The sequence below is a fragment of the Rhizobium sp. USDA 4016 genome, assembly GCF_056279705.1.
Genome location: NZ_JBWCCY010000002.1, coordinates 1,723,831 through 1,737,849, shown reverse-complemented (window position 1 = coordinate 1,737,849; position 14,019 = coordinate 1,723,831). Strand labels below are relative to the sequence as shown.

The following is a 14,019-nucleotide window of genomic DNA, read 5'->3' as shown; positions in this document are numbered from 1 at the left end:
AAACTGCGATGCTCTCCCCGCCCTCCGCTTCCGAAGGCTCTTGAACAGGGGAATTGAAATGGGACATGTCCAAATCAGCACGATCGATTCTGCAAAGCTAGATACGCTTCTTTCGCGCGTGGTCGGAGATCTTTCGGCCGGCTATGGCGGCGTGATGGTGAGTCTTGGAAACCGGCTCGGCCTTTATAAGACAATGGCCGAAGCAGGCCCGCTTACATCGCACGAGCTTGCCCGCCGCGCCGGATGCGCCGAACGCTACGTTCGCGAATGGCTCAATTCGCAGGTCGCTGGCGGCTATGTCGCTTACCACGCGATCAGCGGTACATATGAGCTCACGCCGGAGCAAGCGCTTGTCCTTGCCGACGAGGATAGCCCTGTCTTCATTCCTAACGCCTGGGCAGTCCCTGCTTCAATGTGGGCGGACGAGGACAAGGCGGTAGAGGCCTTCCGCACTGGCAACGGCGTACCGTGGGGCGACCATGACGGACGTCTCTATTGCGGAGTTGCCGCCTTCTACCGCAATGCGTACAAGGCAAGCTTGGTCGCCGAATGGCTGCCGGCTCTCGATGGAGTCGTCGAAAAGCTCAAGGCCGGGGCATTTGTGGCCGATATCGGCTGCGGACACGGACATTCCACCGCCCTCATGGCCAAGGCATTTCCGGCTTCGAGATTTTGTGGCTTCGACACTCATCAGGGCTCCCTGATCGAAGCCCAGAAGGTTGCCACCATGACAGGCGTTTCGGAGCAGGCAACCTTCGCGGCAGCTCCGGCCGACAACTATCCAGGAACCGGCTACGACCTGATCTGCTTCTTCGATTGCCTGCACGATATGGGAGATCCCGTTGCCGCGGCCGCACATGCCGCTAAGGCGATTGCACCAGATGGTACGGTCGTACTCGTGGAACCCTTCGCCAACGATCGGGTGGAAGACAATATCTCGCCGGTTGCCAGAATGTATTATGCGGCTTCCACGACGATCTGCTGCGCCCACGCAATTGCAGATGGCGGCCGTATGGTACTTGGTGCGCAGGCCGGCGAAGCCCGCCTGGCAGGAGTCTTCCGCAAGGCGGGCTTCACCCGTTTCCGCCGCGCTATGGAAACGCCGTTCAACCTGATCCTCGAAGCGCGGCTCTAATCCGGCGATCGTACACTCAGCAGGAGTGGCCTGCATTAGGACGGCAGTGCCTCTTCCGTGAAAACATCCGGCGGAGACCACTTGCCGGCCCAAGGCAAAAAGGGAACCGGTGATTGCGTAGCCTCACGCCGTCCACCTCTGCAGAGTTCGCAAATTGCAGCCGCCAAATTGGAGAGCATTGCAAATGACGTCAGCCACAAAACGGCCGCTCCGAACGGTGGAGTGGATGCTCAAAATATTGCGGGCCGTCATTGGAACATTTGGCGGCAGGGAGGAACCGCCAGCCACCAGCTGTGCGCTTTCGGCTCTAAATGATCACCTGCTGAAAGACATAGGAGTTACCCGCTTGGAAATTGATTTTGGCCACCTGGCACCCGCGGATCAGCGACCCTGCTCAACGTGCGATCCCGCCAAATCCCGGGGCCTCCTCAGCCCATCAACCACTTGGTGAGCGTTCGAAGTCGAAAATGTTCTGCGTCGCGAGTGCGGCAGCGCCCCTTGCCCAGGAACTCGGAACCCAATCTGCGACGAGTTCCGGCTTGGTGAAGAACGCGAATTCCTCCATTGTTTTGCGGATCGGGTCGAGTAGCGCATCACCGAATTGCACGGCTTCTCCGCCCACGACGATGATCTCCGGATCGAACAGATTGACCATGTCGGCCAGATGTCGTCCGATCCTCGAACCACAGTCCGACAAAATCGAAAGTGCGAGGTCTTCTTGATTTCGACGGACCTGGCAAACTCATCGCGGCTTATCGAAGAGCCGGACCGGCTCTGCCATTCGTCCAGCATGTAGGGCTCGGCTGCATGCGCCATCAGGCATCCCCGCCGGCCGCATTCACACAATCGGCCATTCGGAACGGAGGTCGTGTGGCCAAGCTTGCCGGCGGCACTGTGGCTTCCGTGATAGATCTCGCCCTTGATCACGAGCGAACAGCCGATACCCGGACGTCGAGGTGCTTGGGCAGTGGAGCAGCCGCTTTGCCAGCGGGCGGGCAGCCATTACGAACCGCAAAGTGGGCAGGGGTCGTGCTGTCTACATAGGCACGTATCTTACGGAGGCCTTGGTCGAAGGCCTGGCTGACGAGCTCTTCGCACACACCGGTATCGCGCCGCTGATCGCCGACCTTCCCGCGAATGTGGAAGTGACCGTCCGTGAAGCTGCCGACAGGAAACTGCTGTTCGTGCTCAATACGGATGAAGGCAGAGTCGAGGTCTCGTCACTGCCAACCGGCGTCGACTTGCTCACAGGTAAGGAGGTGAACGGTTGCCTTTCACTTGGGCCGCATGAAAGTGTGGTCATTCGGTTCTGAGGATGCGTTCTCGTTTGAAGAAATGGAAAATCGCATTGGCAATTCTTCACCTTCGCGGCGACTTGCCTGTTTTAAAGGCTACGCAATTGCGGGGTGGCCGGTTCGCATTCCTTTCGACGAAATGCCTCTTAGCGTGGGCAAGCCGAAGCTGAGGCCGCCGTCTAGCGTCTCAAGCAGGCCGATGAGATCCTTTCAGCGGGACCGCTTGGAAGCGGAACGCTTCGGCTAGTAGGGAAGCCCAACATAGTTTTCCGCAAGCGCTGTCGCGGCTGCCTGGGAATGCGTCAAATAGTCGAGTTCGGCTTCCTGGATCTTCTGGTCGAAGTCGCTCGTATCGGGGAACCGGTGCATCATCCTCGTCATCGACCAGGAGAAGCGGACGGCTTTCCAGACGCGGGAGAGCGCGCGTTCGGAATAAGCATCGATACCGGCATCCGAGCGATCCTGATAGTGCTCGATAAGGCCGCCAAAAAGGTAGTGTACGTCGCTGGCGGCGAGGTTGAGGCCCTTGGCGCCCGTTGGCGGGACGATATGGGCGGCATCCCCGACCAGGAACAGCCGGCCGAAACGCATCGGCTCGGAGACGAAGGATCGAAGCGGTGCGATCGACTTTTCGAACGACGGTGCGGTGATCACTGCGTCTGCGTGGTGAGTTGGAAGGCGGCGGCGGAGTTCCGCCCAGAAACGGTCGTCGCCCCAGTTCTCGATTTTTTCATCGAGCGGGCACTGGATGTAATAGCGGCTGCGGGTCTGCGAGCGCATCGAACAGAGCGCGAAGCCGCGGGGATGGTTGGCATAGATCAACTCGTGGCTGACCGGCGGCACGTCAGCCAAGATGCCGAGCCAGCCGAAGGGGTAGACCTTCTCGAAGGCGCGGAGCGAACTTTCCGGCACGGCTTTGCGGCTTGCACCATGAAAGCCGTCACAGCCGGCGATGAAATCGCAATCGATACGATGCGTGGTGCGGTCCTTATTATAGGTGACGCAGGGGAGCCGGCCGTTGAATTCGTGCGGCTGGACGTCAGCCGCGTCGTAGATCGTCAAGGTGCCGCTCTTTTCGCGATGGTCCATCAGGTCGCGTGTGAGTTCCGTCTGGCCATAGACCATGACGCGCTTGCCTCCGGTAAGCCCAAAGAGATCGATGCGGTGATCGCGACCGTCGAAGGCAAGCGAGAAGCCGTCATGCGGCAGGCCTTCGGCATGCATTCGGGCGCCGGCCTTTGCCTGATCCATAAGGTTAACCGTGCCTTCCTCCAAGACCCCGGCACGAACGCGTCCGAGAATGTAGTCCTTGCCGACCCGATCCAGAATGACGTTTTCAATACCGGCCTCCGTCAAGAGCTGGCCGAGCAGAAGTCCGGATGGCCCGGAGCCGATAATCGCAACCTGTGTGCGCATGCTTCCTCCCCGCGCTTGTCTTTCGTCAAATTCTCCTCTCAGGCGACAGCCCCGGCAATGGACTTTTCATCCGAGAAATTGCACAAATTGAACATCAATGGACGTGCGTGCGATGACGAAATTCGTTCCGACCTATGAGCTCTATGGCGTGAGTGCCGGCAAAAAGCCGGATTTCTGGGTGCATTGCGAGACAATTCCATCGCGCAGCAGCCTTCATCACTGGGAAATCCGGCTGCATCGGCATGAAAACTTCCTTCAGATCTTGTACATCGATTCCGGATCGGGCGATGCGATCTTCGGCCAGGAGCGGCATGCAATCCATCCGCGCTCGGTGATCACCGTACCGCCCGGCCTGAGGCACGGCTTCCGCTTTTCGAAAGATATCGATGGCTTTGTTATCACGGTGCTCGCCTCGCATCTGAAGGCCACACCTGGCGATCGCAGCTGGTTCGGGGAGTGGCTGGCGAAACCGCACCTGACGGAGCTCGATATGCAAAACGAGGATGCTGCTTACGTGGCGCAGACGCTGACGCGGTTGGGAGAAGAATTTTCGGGGCGGCGGAGCGGCCGGAACGATCTGCTGGATGCCTATCTGACTTCCGCGCTGCAACTGACGGCGCGGATTTGCGAAGGTGTCGAGCGTGAGATGGCCGATGAGAATTGCCGACGCATGGAGGTTCTAAGCGGCCTGATGCAGCAGCATCTAAGGGGACATAAGCCGGCCGCCTTCTACGCTCGCGCGCTCGGCATCTCGCCGACGCATCTGAACCGCATCGTCAAGGCTTCAACGGGACATAGCATGCACGAACTCATCGCCCGCAAGCTGACGGATGAGGCAAAACGCGAACTGGTCTTCACCTTCGGCAGCGTCCAGGAGATCGGCTACCGGTTGGGCTTTGCCGATCCGGCCTACTTCTCGCGCTTCTTTCTGAAACGGACGGGCGAGACGCCGCGCAGATGGCGTATGGCCGAGCGGACGAGGCTCGGGGTATGACTTCGCTTCGGCTTGCGGGGAAGGGCTTTCGCCCGCTATCGCAAAACCAGCCGCAAGGCCCTTTGCGTCTCCTGCAAAAGAGGCAGATAGCGCCCGGCCATTTCCGATGCAGGGGCGTGGGCTGCCGGCGCTCCGATGTTGATTGCCGCAACCGTCTGACCTCGATCGTTTTCGACCGGAACGGCGATGGAGCAAAGGCCGATTTCAAGCTCTTGATCGATGATGGCATAGCCTTTTGAGCGGATGCGGCGGAATTCGGCAATCAGGTCTTCCGGGTCGGTTTTGGTGTTCGGCGTGTTCTGCTTCAATTCCGTCCGGCCAAGAATCGCACGCGCTTCGCTTTCCGGCAGTGCTGCGAGCAGCACACGGCCCATCGAGGCGCAATAGGCAGGCAGACGGCTGCCAGGCGTCAGATTGATCGACATGACGCGGCGTTGCGAGGCGCGGGCGATATAGACGATCTCGCTGCCATCGAGAACCGAGGCCGAGGCGCTCTGCCCGGCCTTTTCGGACAATTGGTCGAGATGCGGTTGGATCTGCAGGGGCAAGGGTGTTGCCGAGAGATAGGCATGGCCGAGGCGCAGGATCTTCGGCGTCAATGTGAAGAACTTTCCGTCGTAATCCGCATAGCCGAGCTCTGCGAGCGTCAGAAGCGAGCGGCGGACGGTGGCCCGGTCAAGGCCGGCGAGCTTGGAAGCTTCTGTGATCGACAGACGCTGGTGCGTCTCACCGAAGGCTTCGATGACTTTCAAGCCGCGGGCAAAGCCGCTGACGAAATCCGTTTCCCGCATTTTGACCTCCAATCAGAATTTTAACTCTGTGCGATATACGAACAAAAGTCAAATAGCGCACAAAGTATCTTGCCGCCGATTTCGTCTCGCACTATTCGTGATCACGGGCATGGGAGGAGCGTGTCCCGCCTATTCGGCAAGGAGAGATCCCGCATGGACAAGACAATCAGGAGCGCGGCGGAAGCTGTCTGCGAAATCAGTGACGGCGCCAGCATCATGATCGGTGGTTTCGGCGGCTCAGGGGCACCGATCGAGCTTATCCACGCTCTCATCGACAAGGGACCGAAGAACCTGACCGTCATCAACAACAATGCCGGCAACGGCCGCATCGGCATCGCCGCGATGATCGACGCCGGCATGGTGCGGAAAATGATCTGCTCCTTCCCGCGTTCCTCGGATCCGCGTGCCTTCACGCAAAGATATCTTGCCGGGGAGATCGAGCTGGAACTCGTGCCGCAGGGGACGCTTGCCGAACGCATCCGTGCGGCCGGTGCCGGCATCCCGGCTTTCTACACGCCGACGGCCTACGGCACCGAGCTTGCCGAAGGCAAGATAGTCGCCGAATTCGATGGCAGGCACTATGTCCAGGAGCGCTGGTTGAAGGCCGATTTTGCGATCGTGAAGGCGCATATCGGCGACTTGCACGGCAATCTCACCTACAACAAAGCCGGCCGGAACTTTAACCCGCTGATGTGCATGGCGGCTGCAAAGACGATCGCACAGGTCTCGAAGATCGTGCCTGCGGGCCGGATCGATCCCGAACATGTCGTCACACCTGGCATCTTCGTCGACCGTCTCGTCGAGATATCCAATCCGCAGCAGGAAGAAGAGCTCGTTCGAGCCGGAGTGGCTTGCCTATGACCGTCGATACCCGACCCGCGACAACGCGCGAAGACATCAAGCTTTCCAATGCTCAGATCGCCTGGCGTGCCGCTCAAGATATTGCCGACGGCGCCTATGTGAACCTCGGCATCGGCTTTCCCGAAATGGTGGCCCGCTACCAGCCGCCCGGTCGGCAGGCGATCTTCCATACCGAGAACGGTATCTTGAACTTCGGTGAAGCGCCACCTGTCGGCGAAGAGGACTGGGATCTGATCAATGCCGGCAAGAGGCCGGTGACGCTGAAGCCTGGTGCGTCCTTCTTCCACCACGCCGACAGTTTTGCCATGGTGCGCGGCGGTCATCTCGACGTCGCCATCCTCGGTGCCTATCAGGTTGCCCAGAGCGGCGATCTGGCCAACTGGCGCGTCGGCAGCAAGGGCGTGCCGGCCGTCGGCGGCGCGATGGATCTCGTCCATGGTGCCAAGCAGGTCTTTGTCATTACAGAACACGTCACCAAGAACGGCGAGCCGAAGCTCGTCGCCAGATGCACTTTCCCGCTGACCGGCGTCGGCTGCATCACGCGCGTTTATACGAGCCACGCCATCGTCGACATTGTGAAGGGACATTTCGTGCTGCGTGAGAAGCTGGCGGCGATCTCGATTGAGGAACTGCAGGCCATGACCGGTGCGCCGCTCCATGTCGAGGAGCCGGTTGCCGACCTTGTCGTTCCGGAACTTTGAGGAAGAGACCATGAGCGACGCCTATATCTGCGACTATATCCGCACGCCGATCGGCCGCTTCGGCGGCTCTCTGTCATCGGTGCGCGCGGACGATCTCGGGGCGGTGCCTCTCAAAGCAATGATGCAGCGCAACCCATCGATCGACTGGGAGGCCGCCGACGACGTCGTTTTCGGCTGCGCGAACCAGGCCGGCGAGGACAATCGTAACGTGGCGCGGATGTCGCTGCTGCTTGCGGGCCTGCCGATTGCAGTCCCGGGGACGACGATCAACCGGCTCTGCGGCTCGGGCATGGATGCGGTCATCGCCGCTGCGCGCGCCATTCGCGCCGGCGAGGCGGAACTGGTGATTGCAGGCGGCGTGGAGAGCATGTCGCGCGCACCATTCGTGATGCCGAAGGCGGACACGGCCTTTTCGCGCAATGCCGAAATCTACGACACGACGATCGGCTGGCGTTTTATCAACCCGCTAATGAAGAATCAGTATGGCGTCGATTCCATGCCGGAAACGGGCGAGAACGTCGCCGAGGATTACAAGGTCAGCCGCGAGGATCAGGATACCTTCGCACTGCGTTCGCAGGCTAAGGCCGCCGCCGCTCAGGCAAACGGCCGGCTGGCGAAGGAGATCACGCCAGTCGTGATCCCACAGCGCAAGGGCGCTCCCGTGGTAATCGAGAAGGACGAGCATCCGCGCGCAACGACGATGGAAGCCCTAAGAAAGCTTGGTACGCCGTTCAAGAGAGAAGGCGGCACGGTCACGGCCGGTAATGCGTCTGGCGTCAACGACGGCGCCGCGGCATTGGTCTTGGCCTCCGAAGCAGCGGCGAGGAAGCATGGCCTGAGGCCGATCGCGCGTATCCTGGGCGGTGCTGCCGCCGCCGTGCCGCCGCGCGTCATGGGGATCGGACCGGTTCCGGCATCGCGCAAGCTGATGGCGCGGCTCGGCATGACCGAGGATCAGTTCGATGTCATCGAGCTGAACGAAGCCTTTGCTTCGCAGGGGCTGGCCGTGCTGCGCGAACTTGGGATTGTCGATGACGATCCCCGCGTCAACCGCAATGGGGGCGCCATCGCGCTCGGCCATCCGCTTGGCATGTCGGGCGCGCGCATTACCGGAACGGCTGCACTGGAGCTCATCGAATCGGGCGGGCGCTATTCGCTCTCGACGATGTGCATCGGCGTCGGCCAAGGGATTGCGATAGCTCTCGAAAGAGTTTGACGGCGCACAGCGGTTCTCGCTTTCGCGCGTTGTCCATCCGCAATTTCGCCTGCTAAGACGCTCGTCAAATCCATTTCACTATCTATTTCATCTTTTCGGGAGGCTGCTGCTGCCATGGCTAATCTTGCTCAATCACTAGCGTCCATAAAAATACCTGACCTGAACGGCAAAGCGGTTCTGATCACCGGTGCATCGACCGGCATCGGTGCAGCTCTTGCCCGGGCGTTCGCGGCGCAGGGCATGAAGGTTGGCATCCACTATAATGCAAGCCGCGAGCCGGCCGAAAAGCTTGCCGAGGAGATCAGAGCGACTGGTACCATTGTGCATCTGGTGCAGGGCGACGTTTCAAAGGAAGGCGAGACGGAACGCGTTGTAGAGGAGACCGCTAAGACCTTCGGACATCTCGATGGCCTCATCAACAATGCTGGCGGCATGCTTGGCCGCAAGCCGACCGCGGAATATACCGACGAGCATTATGCCAAGGTAATGGATCTGAATGCCCGTTCTGTTCTTGCCGCAACGCGCGCCGCGCATCCCTGGCTGAAGAAGCAGGGCGGGTTTATCATCAATACCACCTCGATCGCTGCACGAAATGGCGGCGGCAACGGTGCGATTCTTTATGCAGCCTCCAAAGGCTTCGTCTCGACGATCACGCGGGGCCATGCCAAGGAGTTCGTCGGCGACCGCATCCGTGTCAACGCCGTCGCACCGGGCGTCATCGCAACGCCGTTCCACGAACGCTATACCAACGTCGAACAGATGGAGATGCAGCGCAAAACCATTCCGATGGGCTTCGTCGGTACATCGGAAGACTGCGTCGGTGCTTATCTGTTCCTCGCTTCGCCGACGCTGTCAGGATACATCACCGGCCAGATCATCGAGGTGAATGGCGGCCAGCTCATGCCGTAGCGCCCTTGGCGCCGGCGCAGGGAACTTTCGCACTGCGGTAACGTTTCCCGCTCGGCGATCCACCAAGCGGAGTGATCATGAGTTTTTCTTTTTCCGAACTCGATTTCATGAAGCCGGAACTGGGCGCCGAATATACCGGGACCGGGACTCATTTTGCTGTCTATTCCGCTCACGCCGAGCAGATCGACCTTTGTCTCTTTTCCGACGACGGCGAAAAGGAAATGGCACGCATGCCGTTGCCCAAGCGCGAGGGCGATATCTGGTCGGGCTATATCGCCGGTCTGAAGCCGGGCACCGTCTATGGCTATCGCGCAAGCGGACCCTATGATCCAAAAAGCGGCCACCGTTTCAATCCCAACAAGCTTCTACTCGATCCCTACGCCAAGCAGGTGGTTGGCGATCTAACATGGGACGATGCGCTCTACGGCTATACGATCGGCAAGGACGATCTCTCCTTCGACGAGCGCGACAGCGCACCCTTCATGGTGAAGGGCGTGGTGCAGGATCCCGATTTCGACTGGGACGGCGATGAGGCAATCCGGCGCCCGTGGACGGAAACGGTCATCTATGAAACGCATGTACGCGGTATGACGATGACGCATCCGAAGGTACCGGACAGATTGCGCGGTACCTTTCTTGGCATGTGCAGCGACCCGATCATCGATCATCTGACGAAACTCGGTGTCTCGGCCGTCGAATTGCTGCCGATCCAGTTTTTTCCGAACGACCGGTATCTGGAAGAGAAGGATCTCACCAACTACTGGGGCTACCAGACGCTCGGTTTCTTCGCGCCGCAGTCGCGCTACATGTCGAGCGACAAGATCACCGAGTTCAAGACGATGGTGAGAAAGTTTCATGCCTCCGGCATCGAGGTGATCATGGATGTGGTCTATAACCACACGGCCGAAGGCAGCGAGAGAGGTCCGACGCTTTCCTTTCGCGGCCTCGACAATGCAAGCTACTACATCCTTTCACCTGACGATCCCCGCCACACCTTCGATACGACAGGTACCGGCAACACACTGAACGTTGCCAATCCCATGGTGATGCGCATGGTGCTCGACAGCTTGCGCTATTGGGTTGGCGCCATGCACATCGACGGTTTCCGCTTCGATCTGGCGAGCACGCTCGGCCGGCAGGATATGGAATTCGACCGGCAGGGCATCTTCTTCAGCGCGATTCGGCAAGATCCGATGCTTGCCGGCGTGAAGCTGATTGCCGAGCCTTGGGATGTCGGCGAAGGCGGCTATCAGGTCGGCGGATTTCCCCACCCCTTTCGCGAATGGAACGACAAATTCCGCGATGACGTTCGACGTTTCTGGAAAGGCGACGGTGGCCAGGTGTCGGAGATGGCAGAGCGCGTTACCGGCTCGGCGCTGCAGTTCAACCATTCGGACCGTGGCTCGACATCGTCCATCAATCTGCTTTCGGCTCATGACGGCTTCACGCTGATGGATACGGTCTCCTTCAACGGCAAGCATAATGAGGCGAACGGCGAGGACAACCGGGACGGCCATTCCGACAATCATTCGGACAATATGGGAGTGGAGGGCGCGACCGGCGACGCCGATATCAATGACGCGCGCCGCAGGCGGCGGCGCAACATGATGGCAACGCTGCTGCTCAGCCAGGGCGTGCCGATGATCCTTGCAGGTGATGAGGTCGGCAACAGCCAGGGCGGCAACAACAATGCCTATTGCCAGGACAACGAAATCGGTTGGATCGACTGGAGCGGGCTTGACGATCCATTTCTGACCTTCTGTCAGAAGATGATTGCTTTCCGTAAGGCGCAGCCGGAGCTTCGGCAGGAGCGCTTCCTGACAGGTGAAACCGCAGAGGACGGACGGATCGAAATCGCCTGGTACAAACCGGATGGCGACTTCATGGACGATGGTGCCTGGAACGACAACGAATTGCGGGTGCTGAGCGTTTACGTGTCACGGAGTGTCCTCGCATCGGATGCGGAAAAGATGGATGGTCTCTTCATGGTATTCAATGCTGGCGGTGATTGCGAAGTCACGCTTCCGGGAGTGAACGGCATCAAGACGTGGCAGCGGGTGGTCGACACTGGTGCCGACGATCCCTTCACGGTATTCGATCCGGAAAACCCGGTGATGGTCTACCGCGAAAGCATTGCCGTCTTTGCGCCGAAGGGTGCCTCGGTGCCACCGAAGAATGCCACAAAGACTGAACGTCAACGCTGGTTTCGCTTCGGCCGCCGGAACAGTTAGCAATCGAACAAAGCGATGAGTGCTGAAGCCCTAAGTGACATTGGCCTGGTTTATGTGAGCGACACCGAACCCGGTATTCGCAGGCAGAGAAAGGGCCGAGGCTTCTGTTACCGGCTACCGGACGGCTCGTTGGTCTGCGAGCCGCAGCAGAAGCACCGTATCGCCGCACTCGGGTTGCCTCCCGCATACGAAAACGTCTGGATATGTCTGAAGGAAAACGGCCATTTGCAGGCGACCGGATTTGATGCACGGGGCCGAAAGCAATATCGCTATCACAAGGATTGGCAGTCCTTCCGCAGCATCGCAAAATTCGATCAGCTGATTGCCTTTGGCCACGCCTTGCCAAGGATACGGCGGCAGGTGCAGCGCGATCTTGAGGTCGGTGCGGAAAATGTCCGCGGTGTCCTCGCGGCGTTGACGACATTGCTCGATGAGGCACATCTCCGCGTCGGCAGCCAAGCCTACCTTAAGGAAAACGGCACTTATGGCGCAACGACGCTGTTGAAGCGGCACATCACGCTGGTGGAGGGCCGGATCGAACTGAAATTTCGTTCCAAGGGCGGAAAGCGTGTCGGGCGCAGCCTCAGGCATCCCAGATTGCAAAAGATGCTGGAAGAAATCGCCGACCTCCCCGGTCGCCAGCTCTTTATCTGGAAGGACGAGACGGGCACGCTGAAACCGATCGAATCCGGGCGTCTGAATAGCTATCTGGCGGAAATTTCAGGTATTGCGATCACCGCGAAGACCTTTCGGACGTGGGCAGGCTCGCTCGCCGCCTTCGCCGTTGCGCGCAATGCGCTCGAAAGGGGCAAACGGCCGACCGTGAAGGACATGGCGGAGGCTTCAGCCGCCGTGTTGCACAACACGGCGGCCATCTCGCGCTCAAGTTACATTCACCCTTCCATCATTGCGCTGGCCGACAAGGACTATTCTGGAGGCGAGGGGATTCTGCCTGCCGCTAAGCCGTTGTGGGGGCTACGGGCGGCGGAGAACCGACTGCTCGATTTCCTGTCTCGCGATCGGCAGTCGGCGGAGACGCCTGTCCGCAAAGCCTCATAAAAAAGAGCCCGCGCAGGGGTGCGCGGGCTCAGCGAACAGGAGGTCCTATCAAGCGGCTCGCTTCTCGTGGCGGCCTTCCTCGATCTTTTCGACGATCTTTGCAACGAATGCGTCCAGATCGTCCGGCGAACGAGAGGTGATGATGCCTTGGTCGGTCACGACCTTTTCATCTTTCCAGGTGGCGCCGGCGTTCTTCACGTCGGTCTTGATCGACCCGTAGGAGGTTGCGTGCCGGCCTCGCAACGCATCGGCTTCGATAAGCAGCCACGGTGCATGGCATATGGCGGCGACGACCTTACCGGATTTCACGAATTCGCGGACGACGCGCATTGCATTCTCGTCGGCGCGCAGCTTGTCGGGATTAATCTGGCCTCCAGGCAGGACGAGGGCATCGAAATCGGCAACCTTTACCTCCTTTGCCAGAAGGTCGACACCGATGCTATCACCCCAGTCGCCTTTGCTCCAGCTCTTGATGCTGCCCTCCCTGATAGAGGCAATCTTGACGGTGGCGCCACGCCTTTTCAGCTCCTCATGCGGTACCCGCAGTTCGGAGCGCTCGTAACCGTCAGTTGCAAGAACAAGAATTTTTGCAGAACTGATGGAAGGCATGGACATGTCCTTTCCTTCTCCTGTTGAATTCGAGATGCATATGCACAACTACCCGAAGCGCGGTTGGTTCCCCAGATTTTCGGGAACCCCTGGAGGCAATGGCGATTATCGTTCAGTGGAGGAAAGGCGCACATATGGAACCCGAAGCAATCCGGCTTGAGCCTGGCAATGTCATTCCGAACAATCCGACATTTCCGCTGCTGCTTTATCGTGGCGTGCTGAAGGGTGACGACCGGGCAGCCGGCTTTGAAGCGCTGTTCGGACGAAACGGCTGGGGCAATATGTGGCGGAATGGCGTCTATCCGTTCCATCATTATCATTCGAAAACCCATGAGGCGCTGGGTTTTGCCATCGGTTCTGCGACGTTGATGCTCGGCGGGCCAACGGGCCTCACGGTCGAGATCCATGCCGGCGATGCAGCGGTATTGCCTGCTGGAACCGGCCATTGCCGGCTTTCGGCAAGCAGCGATTTCCTGGTGGTCGGTGCCTATCCGGCTGGAGCCGATTATGACCTCTGCCGTGACGAGCCAACGCCGGAACAAAAGAAACGGATTGAAGACCTCGCCGCGCCAATCACCGATCCCGTTACCGGCAGAAGCGGCGGGCTTATTGCGCTGTGGCGCTGAAATGCCGGAACTTTTGGCCGCTCGCCGAGATTGAATTGGAGGCAGAGGGAGGACGGAATGTGTGGGGCTGGTCAGTGGCTTGATTAACATGGCCGCGAGCATCATTTGAGTTGCGATTAACCTGTAACTGACAGCTTCTTGCTCTTTTGTAGACGCTGCCGGTCATCAACGTGACG

14 protein-coding genes and 1 pseudogene are annotated in these 14,019 nt (G+C 59.4%); 11 read left to right on the top strand and 4 right to left on the bottom strand.

Going from position 1 to position 14,019, the window contains the following annotated elements; genetic code table 11:
* Positions 1–58: 58 nt before the first annotated feature.
* Both ACZ9DP_RS09390 and ACZ9DP_RS09385 read left to right on the top strand, forming a co-directional pair.
* Positions 59–1,135 (top strand): class I SAM-dependent methyltransferase, encoded by a 1,077-nt coding sequence (locus tag ACZ9DP_RS09390; protein ID WP_476201370.1) that lies wholly within the window; start codon positions 59–61, stop codon positions 1,133–1,135.
* A gap of 184 nt (positions 1,136–1,319) precedes the next feature.
* On the top strand, positions 1,320–1,586 hold the full coding sequence (locus ACZ9DP_RS09385; protein WP_372418788.1) for a YjiS-like domain-containing protein: 267 nt from the start codon (positions 1,320–1,322) through the stop codon (positions 1,584–1,586).
* Here ACZ9DP_RS09385 and ACZ9DP_RS09380 read toward each other — a convergent pair.
* A pseudogene (locus ACZ9DP_RS09380) lies at positions 1,572–2,062 on the bottom strand (ROK family protein). The gene ACZ9DP_RS09385 and the pseudogene ACZ9DP_RS09380 sit on opposite strands and share 15 nt — an antisense overlap.
* A 29-nt stretch (positions 2,063–2,091) precedes the next feature.
* On the opposite strand from ACZ9DP_RS09380, the gene ACZ9DP_RS09375 reads away from it, so the two are divergent.
* On the top strand, positions 2,092–2,448 hold the full coding sequence (locus tag ACZ9DP_RS09375; protein ID WP_476201368.1) for a Beta-galactosidase C-terminal domain: 357 nt from the start codon (positions 2,092–2,094) through the stop codon (positions 2,446–2,448).
* 225 nt (positions 2,449–2,673) lie between these two features.
* Here ACZ9DP_RS09375 and pobA read toward each other — a convergent pair whose 3' ends face one another.
* Positions 2,674–3,846: a 4-hydroxybenzoate 3-monooxygenase gene (gene pobA, locus ACZ9DP_RS09370; protein WP_476201367.1), complete on the bottom strand. Its 1,173-nt coding sequence runs from the start codon at positions 3,844–3,846 to the stop codon at positions 2,674–2,676.
* 112 nt (positions 3,847–3,958) lie between these two features.
* On the opposite strand from pobA, the gene ACZ9DP_RS09365 reads away from it, so the two are divergent.
* Positions 3,959–4,840: a helix-turn-helix domain-containing protein gene (locus ACZ9DP_RS09365; protein WP_476201366.1), complete on the top strand. Its 882-nt coding sequence runs from the start codon at positions 3,959–3,961 to the stop codon at positions 4,838–4,840.
* 35 nt (positions 4,841–4,875) lie between these two features.
* Here the strand turns inward: ACZ9DP_RS09365 and ACZ9DP_RS09360 are convergent, their stop codons facing one another.
* The gene (locus ACZ9DP_RS09360) at positions 4,876–5,631 is read right to left on the bottom strand and encodes an IclR family transcriptional regulator (protein ID WP_074071617.1); all 756 of its coding nucleotides are present in this window, start codon (positions 5,629–5,631) and stop codon (positions 4,876–4,878) included.
* 153 nt (positions 5,632–5,784) lie between these two features.
* Here ACZ9DP_RS09360 and ACZ9DP_RS09355 point away from each other — a divergent pair, with 153 nt between their 5' ends.
* The 6 genes from ACZ9DP_RS09355 to ACZ9DP_RS09330 all read left to right on the top strand — a co-directional run bounded on the left by ACZ9DP_RS09355 (position 5,785) and on the right by ACZ9DP_RS09330 (position 12,608).
* On the top strand, positions 5,785–6,492 hold the full coding sequence (locus tag ACZ9DP_RS09355) for a 3-oxoacid CoA-transferase subunit A (RefSeq protein WP_476201365.1): 708 nt from the start codon (positions 5,785–5,787) through the stop codon (positions 6,490–6,492).
* Positions 6,489–7,193 (top strand): CoA transferase subunit B, encoded by a 705-nt coding sequence (locus ACZ9DP_RS09350; RefSeq protein ID WP_283073771.1) that lies wholly within the window; start codon positions 6,489–6,491, stop codon positions 7,191–7,193. Before ACZ9DP_RS09355 ends, ACZ9DP_RS09350 begins: the two co-directional genes overlap by 4 nt.
* Positions 7,194–7,203: 10 nt before the next feature.
* On the top strand, positions 7,204–8,409 hold the full coding sequence (pcaF, locus tag ACZ9DP_RS09345; protein WP_476201363.1) for a 3-oxoadipyl-CoA thiolase: 1,206 nt from the start codon (positions 7,204–7,206) through the stop codon (positions 8,407–8,409).
* A 114-nt stretch (positions 8,410–8,523) separates the two neighbouring features.
* Entirely contained in the window at positions 8,524–9,318 is a 795-nt protein-coding gene (locus ACZ9DP_RS09340) for an SDR family NAD(P)-dependent oxidoreductase (RefSeq protein ID WP_239600995.1), read from the top strand.
* 77 nt (positions 9,319–9,395) lie between these two features.
* Entirely contained in the window at positions 9,396–11,549 is a 2,154-nt protein-coding gene (glgX, locus tag ACZ9DP_RS09335) for a glycogen debranching protein GlgX (RefSeq protein ID WP_476201361.1), read from the top strand.
* 15 nt (positions 11,550–11,564) lie between these two features.
* Positions 11,565–12,608: a DNA topoisomerase IB gene (locus ACZ9DP_RS09330; protein WP_372431499.1), complete on the top strand. Its 1,044-nt coding sequence runs from the start codon at positions 11,565–11,567 to the stop codon at positions 12,606–12,608.
* Positions 12,609–12,656: 48 nt separating this feature from the next.
* On the opposite strand, the gene ACZ9DP_RS09325 is transcribed toward ACZ9DP_RS09330, so the two are convergent.
* Positions 12,657–13,217, bottom strand: a complete 561-nt coding sequence (locus ACZ9DP_RS09325) for a DJ-1/PfpI/YhbO family deglycase/protease (protein WP_476202246.1) — start codon at positions 13,215–13,217, stop codon at positions 12,657–12,659.
* A gap of 134 nt (positions 13,218–13,351) precedes the next feature.
* On the opposite strand from ACZ9DP_RS09325, the gene ACZ9DP_RS09320 reads away from it, so the two are divergent.
* Entirely contained in the window at positions 13,352–13,843 is a 492-nt protein-coding gene (locus tag ACZ9DP_RS09320) for a cupin (protein WP_476201358.1), read from the top strand.
* Positions 13,844–14,019: the final 176 nt, after the last annotated feature.

Excerpts from the sequence above, each read along its gene's own strand:
- ACZ9DP_RS09390 (WP_476201370.1), top strand. The coding sequence starts at position 59 with ATGGGACATGTCCAAATCAGCACGATCGATTCTGCAAAGCTAGATACG.
- ACZ9DP_RS09385 (WP_372418788.1), top strand. The coding sequence starts at position 1,320 with ATGACGTCAGCCACAAAACGGCCGCTCCGAACGGTGGAGTGGATGCTC.
- pobA (WP_476201367.1), bottom strand. The coding sequence starts at position 3,846 with ATGCGCACACAGGTTGCGATTATCGGCTCCGGGCCATCCGGACTTCTG.
- ACZ9DP_RS09365 (WP_476201366.1), top strand. The coding sequence starts at position 3,959 with ATGACGAAATTCGTTCCGACCTATGAGCTCTATGGCGTGAGTGCCGGC.
- ACZ9DP_RS09360 (WP_074071617.1), bottom strand. The coding sequence starts at position 5,631 with ATGCGGGAAACGGATTTCGTCAGCGGCTTTGCCCGCGGCTTGAAAGTC.
- ACZ9DP_RS09355 (WP_476201365.1), top strand. The coding sequence starts at position 5,785 with ATGGACAAGACAATCAGGAGCGCGGCGGAAGCTGTCTGCGAAATCAGT.
- ACZ9DP_RS09350 (WP_283073771.1), top strand. The coding sequence starts at position 6,489 with ATGACCGTCGATACCCGACCCGCGACAACGCGCGAAGACATCAAGCTT.
- pcaF (WP_476201363.1), top strand. The coding sequence starts at position 7,204 with ATGAGCGACGCCTATATCTGCGACTATATCCGCACGCCGATCGGCCGC.
- ACZ9DP_RS09340 (WP_239600995.1), top strand. The coding sequence starts at position 8,524 with ATGGCTAATCTTGCTCAATCACTAGCGTCCATAAAAATACCTGACCTG.
- glgX (WP_476201361.1), top strand. The coding sequence starts at position 9,396 with ATGAGTTTTTCTTTTTCCGAACTCGATTTCATGAAGCCGGAACTGGGC.
- ACZ9DP_RS09330 (WP_372431499.1), top strand. The coding sequence starts at position 11,565 with ATGAGTGCTGAAGCCCTAAGTGACATTGGCCTGGTTTATGTGAGCGAC.
- ACZ9DP_RS09325 (WP_476202246.1), bottom strand. The coding sequence starts at position 13,217 with ATGCCTTCCATCAGTTCTGCAAAAATTCTTGTTCTTGCAACTGACGGT.
- ACZ9DP_RS09320 (WP_476201358.1), top strand. The coding sequence starts at position 13,352 with ATGGAACCCGAAGCAATCCGGCTTGAGCCTGGCAATGTCATTCCGAAC.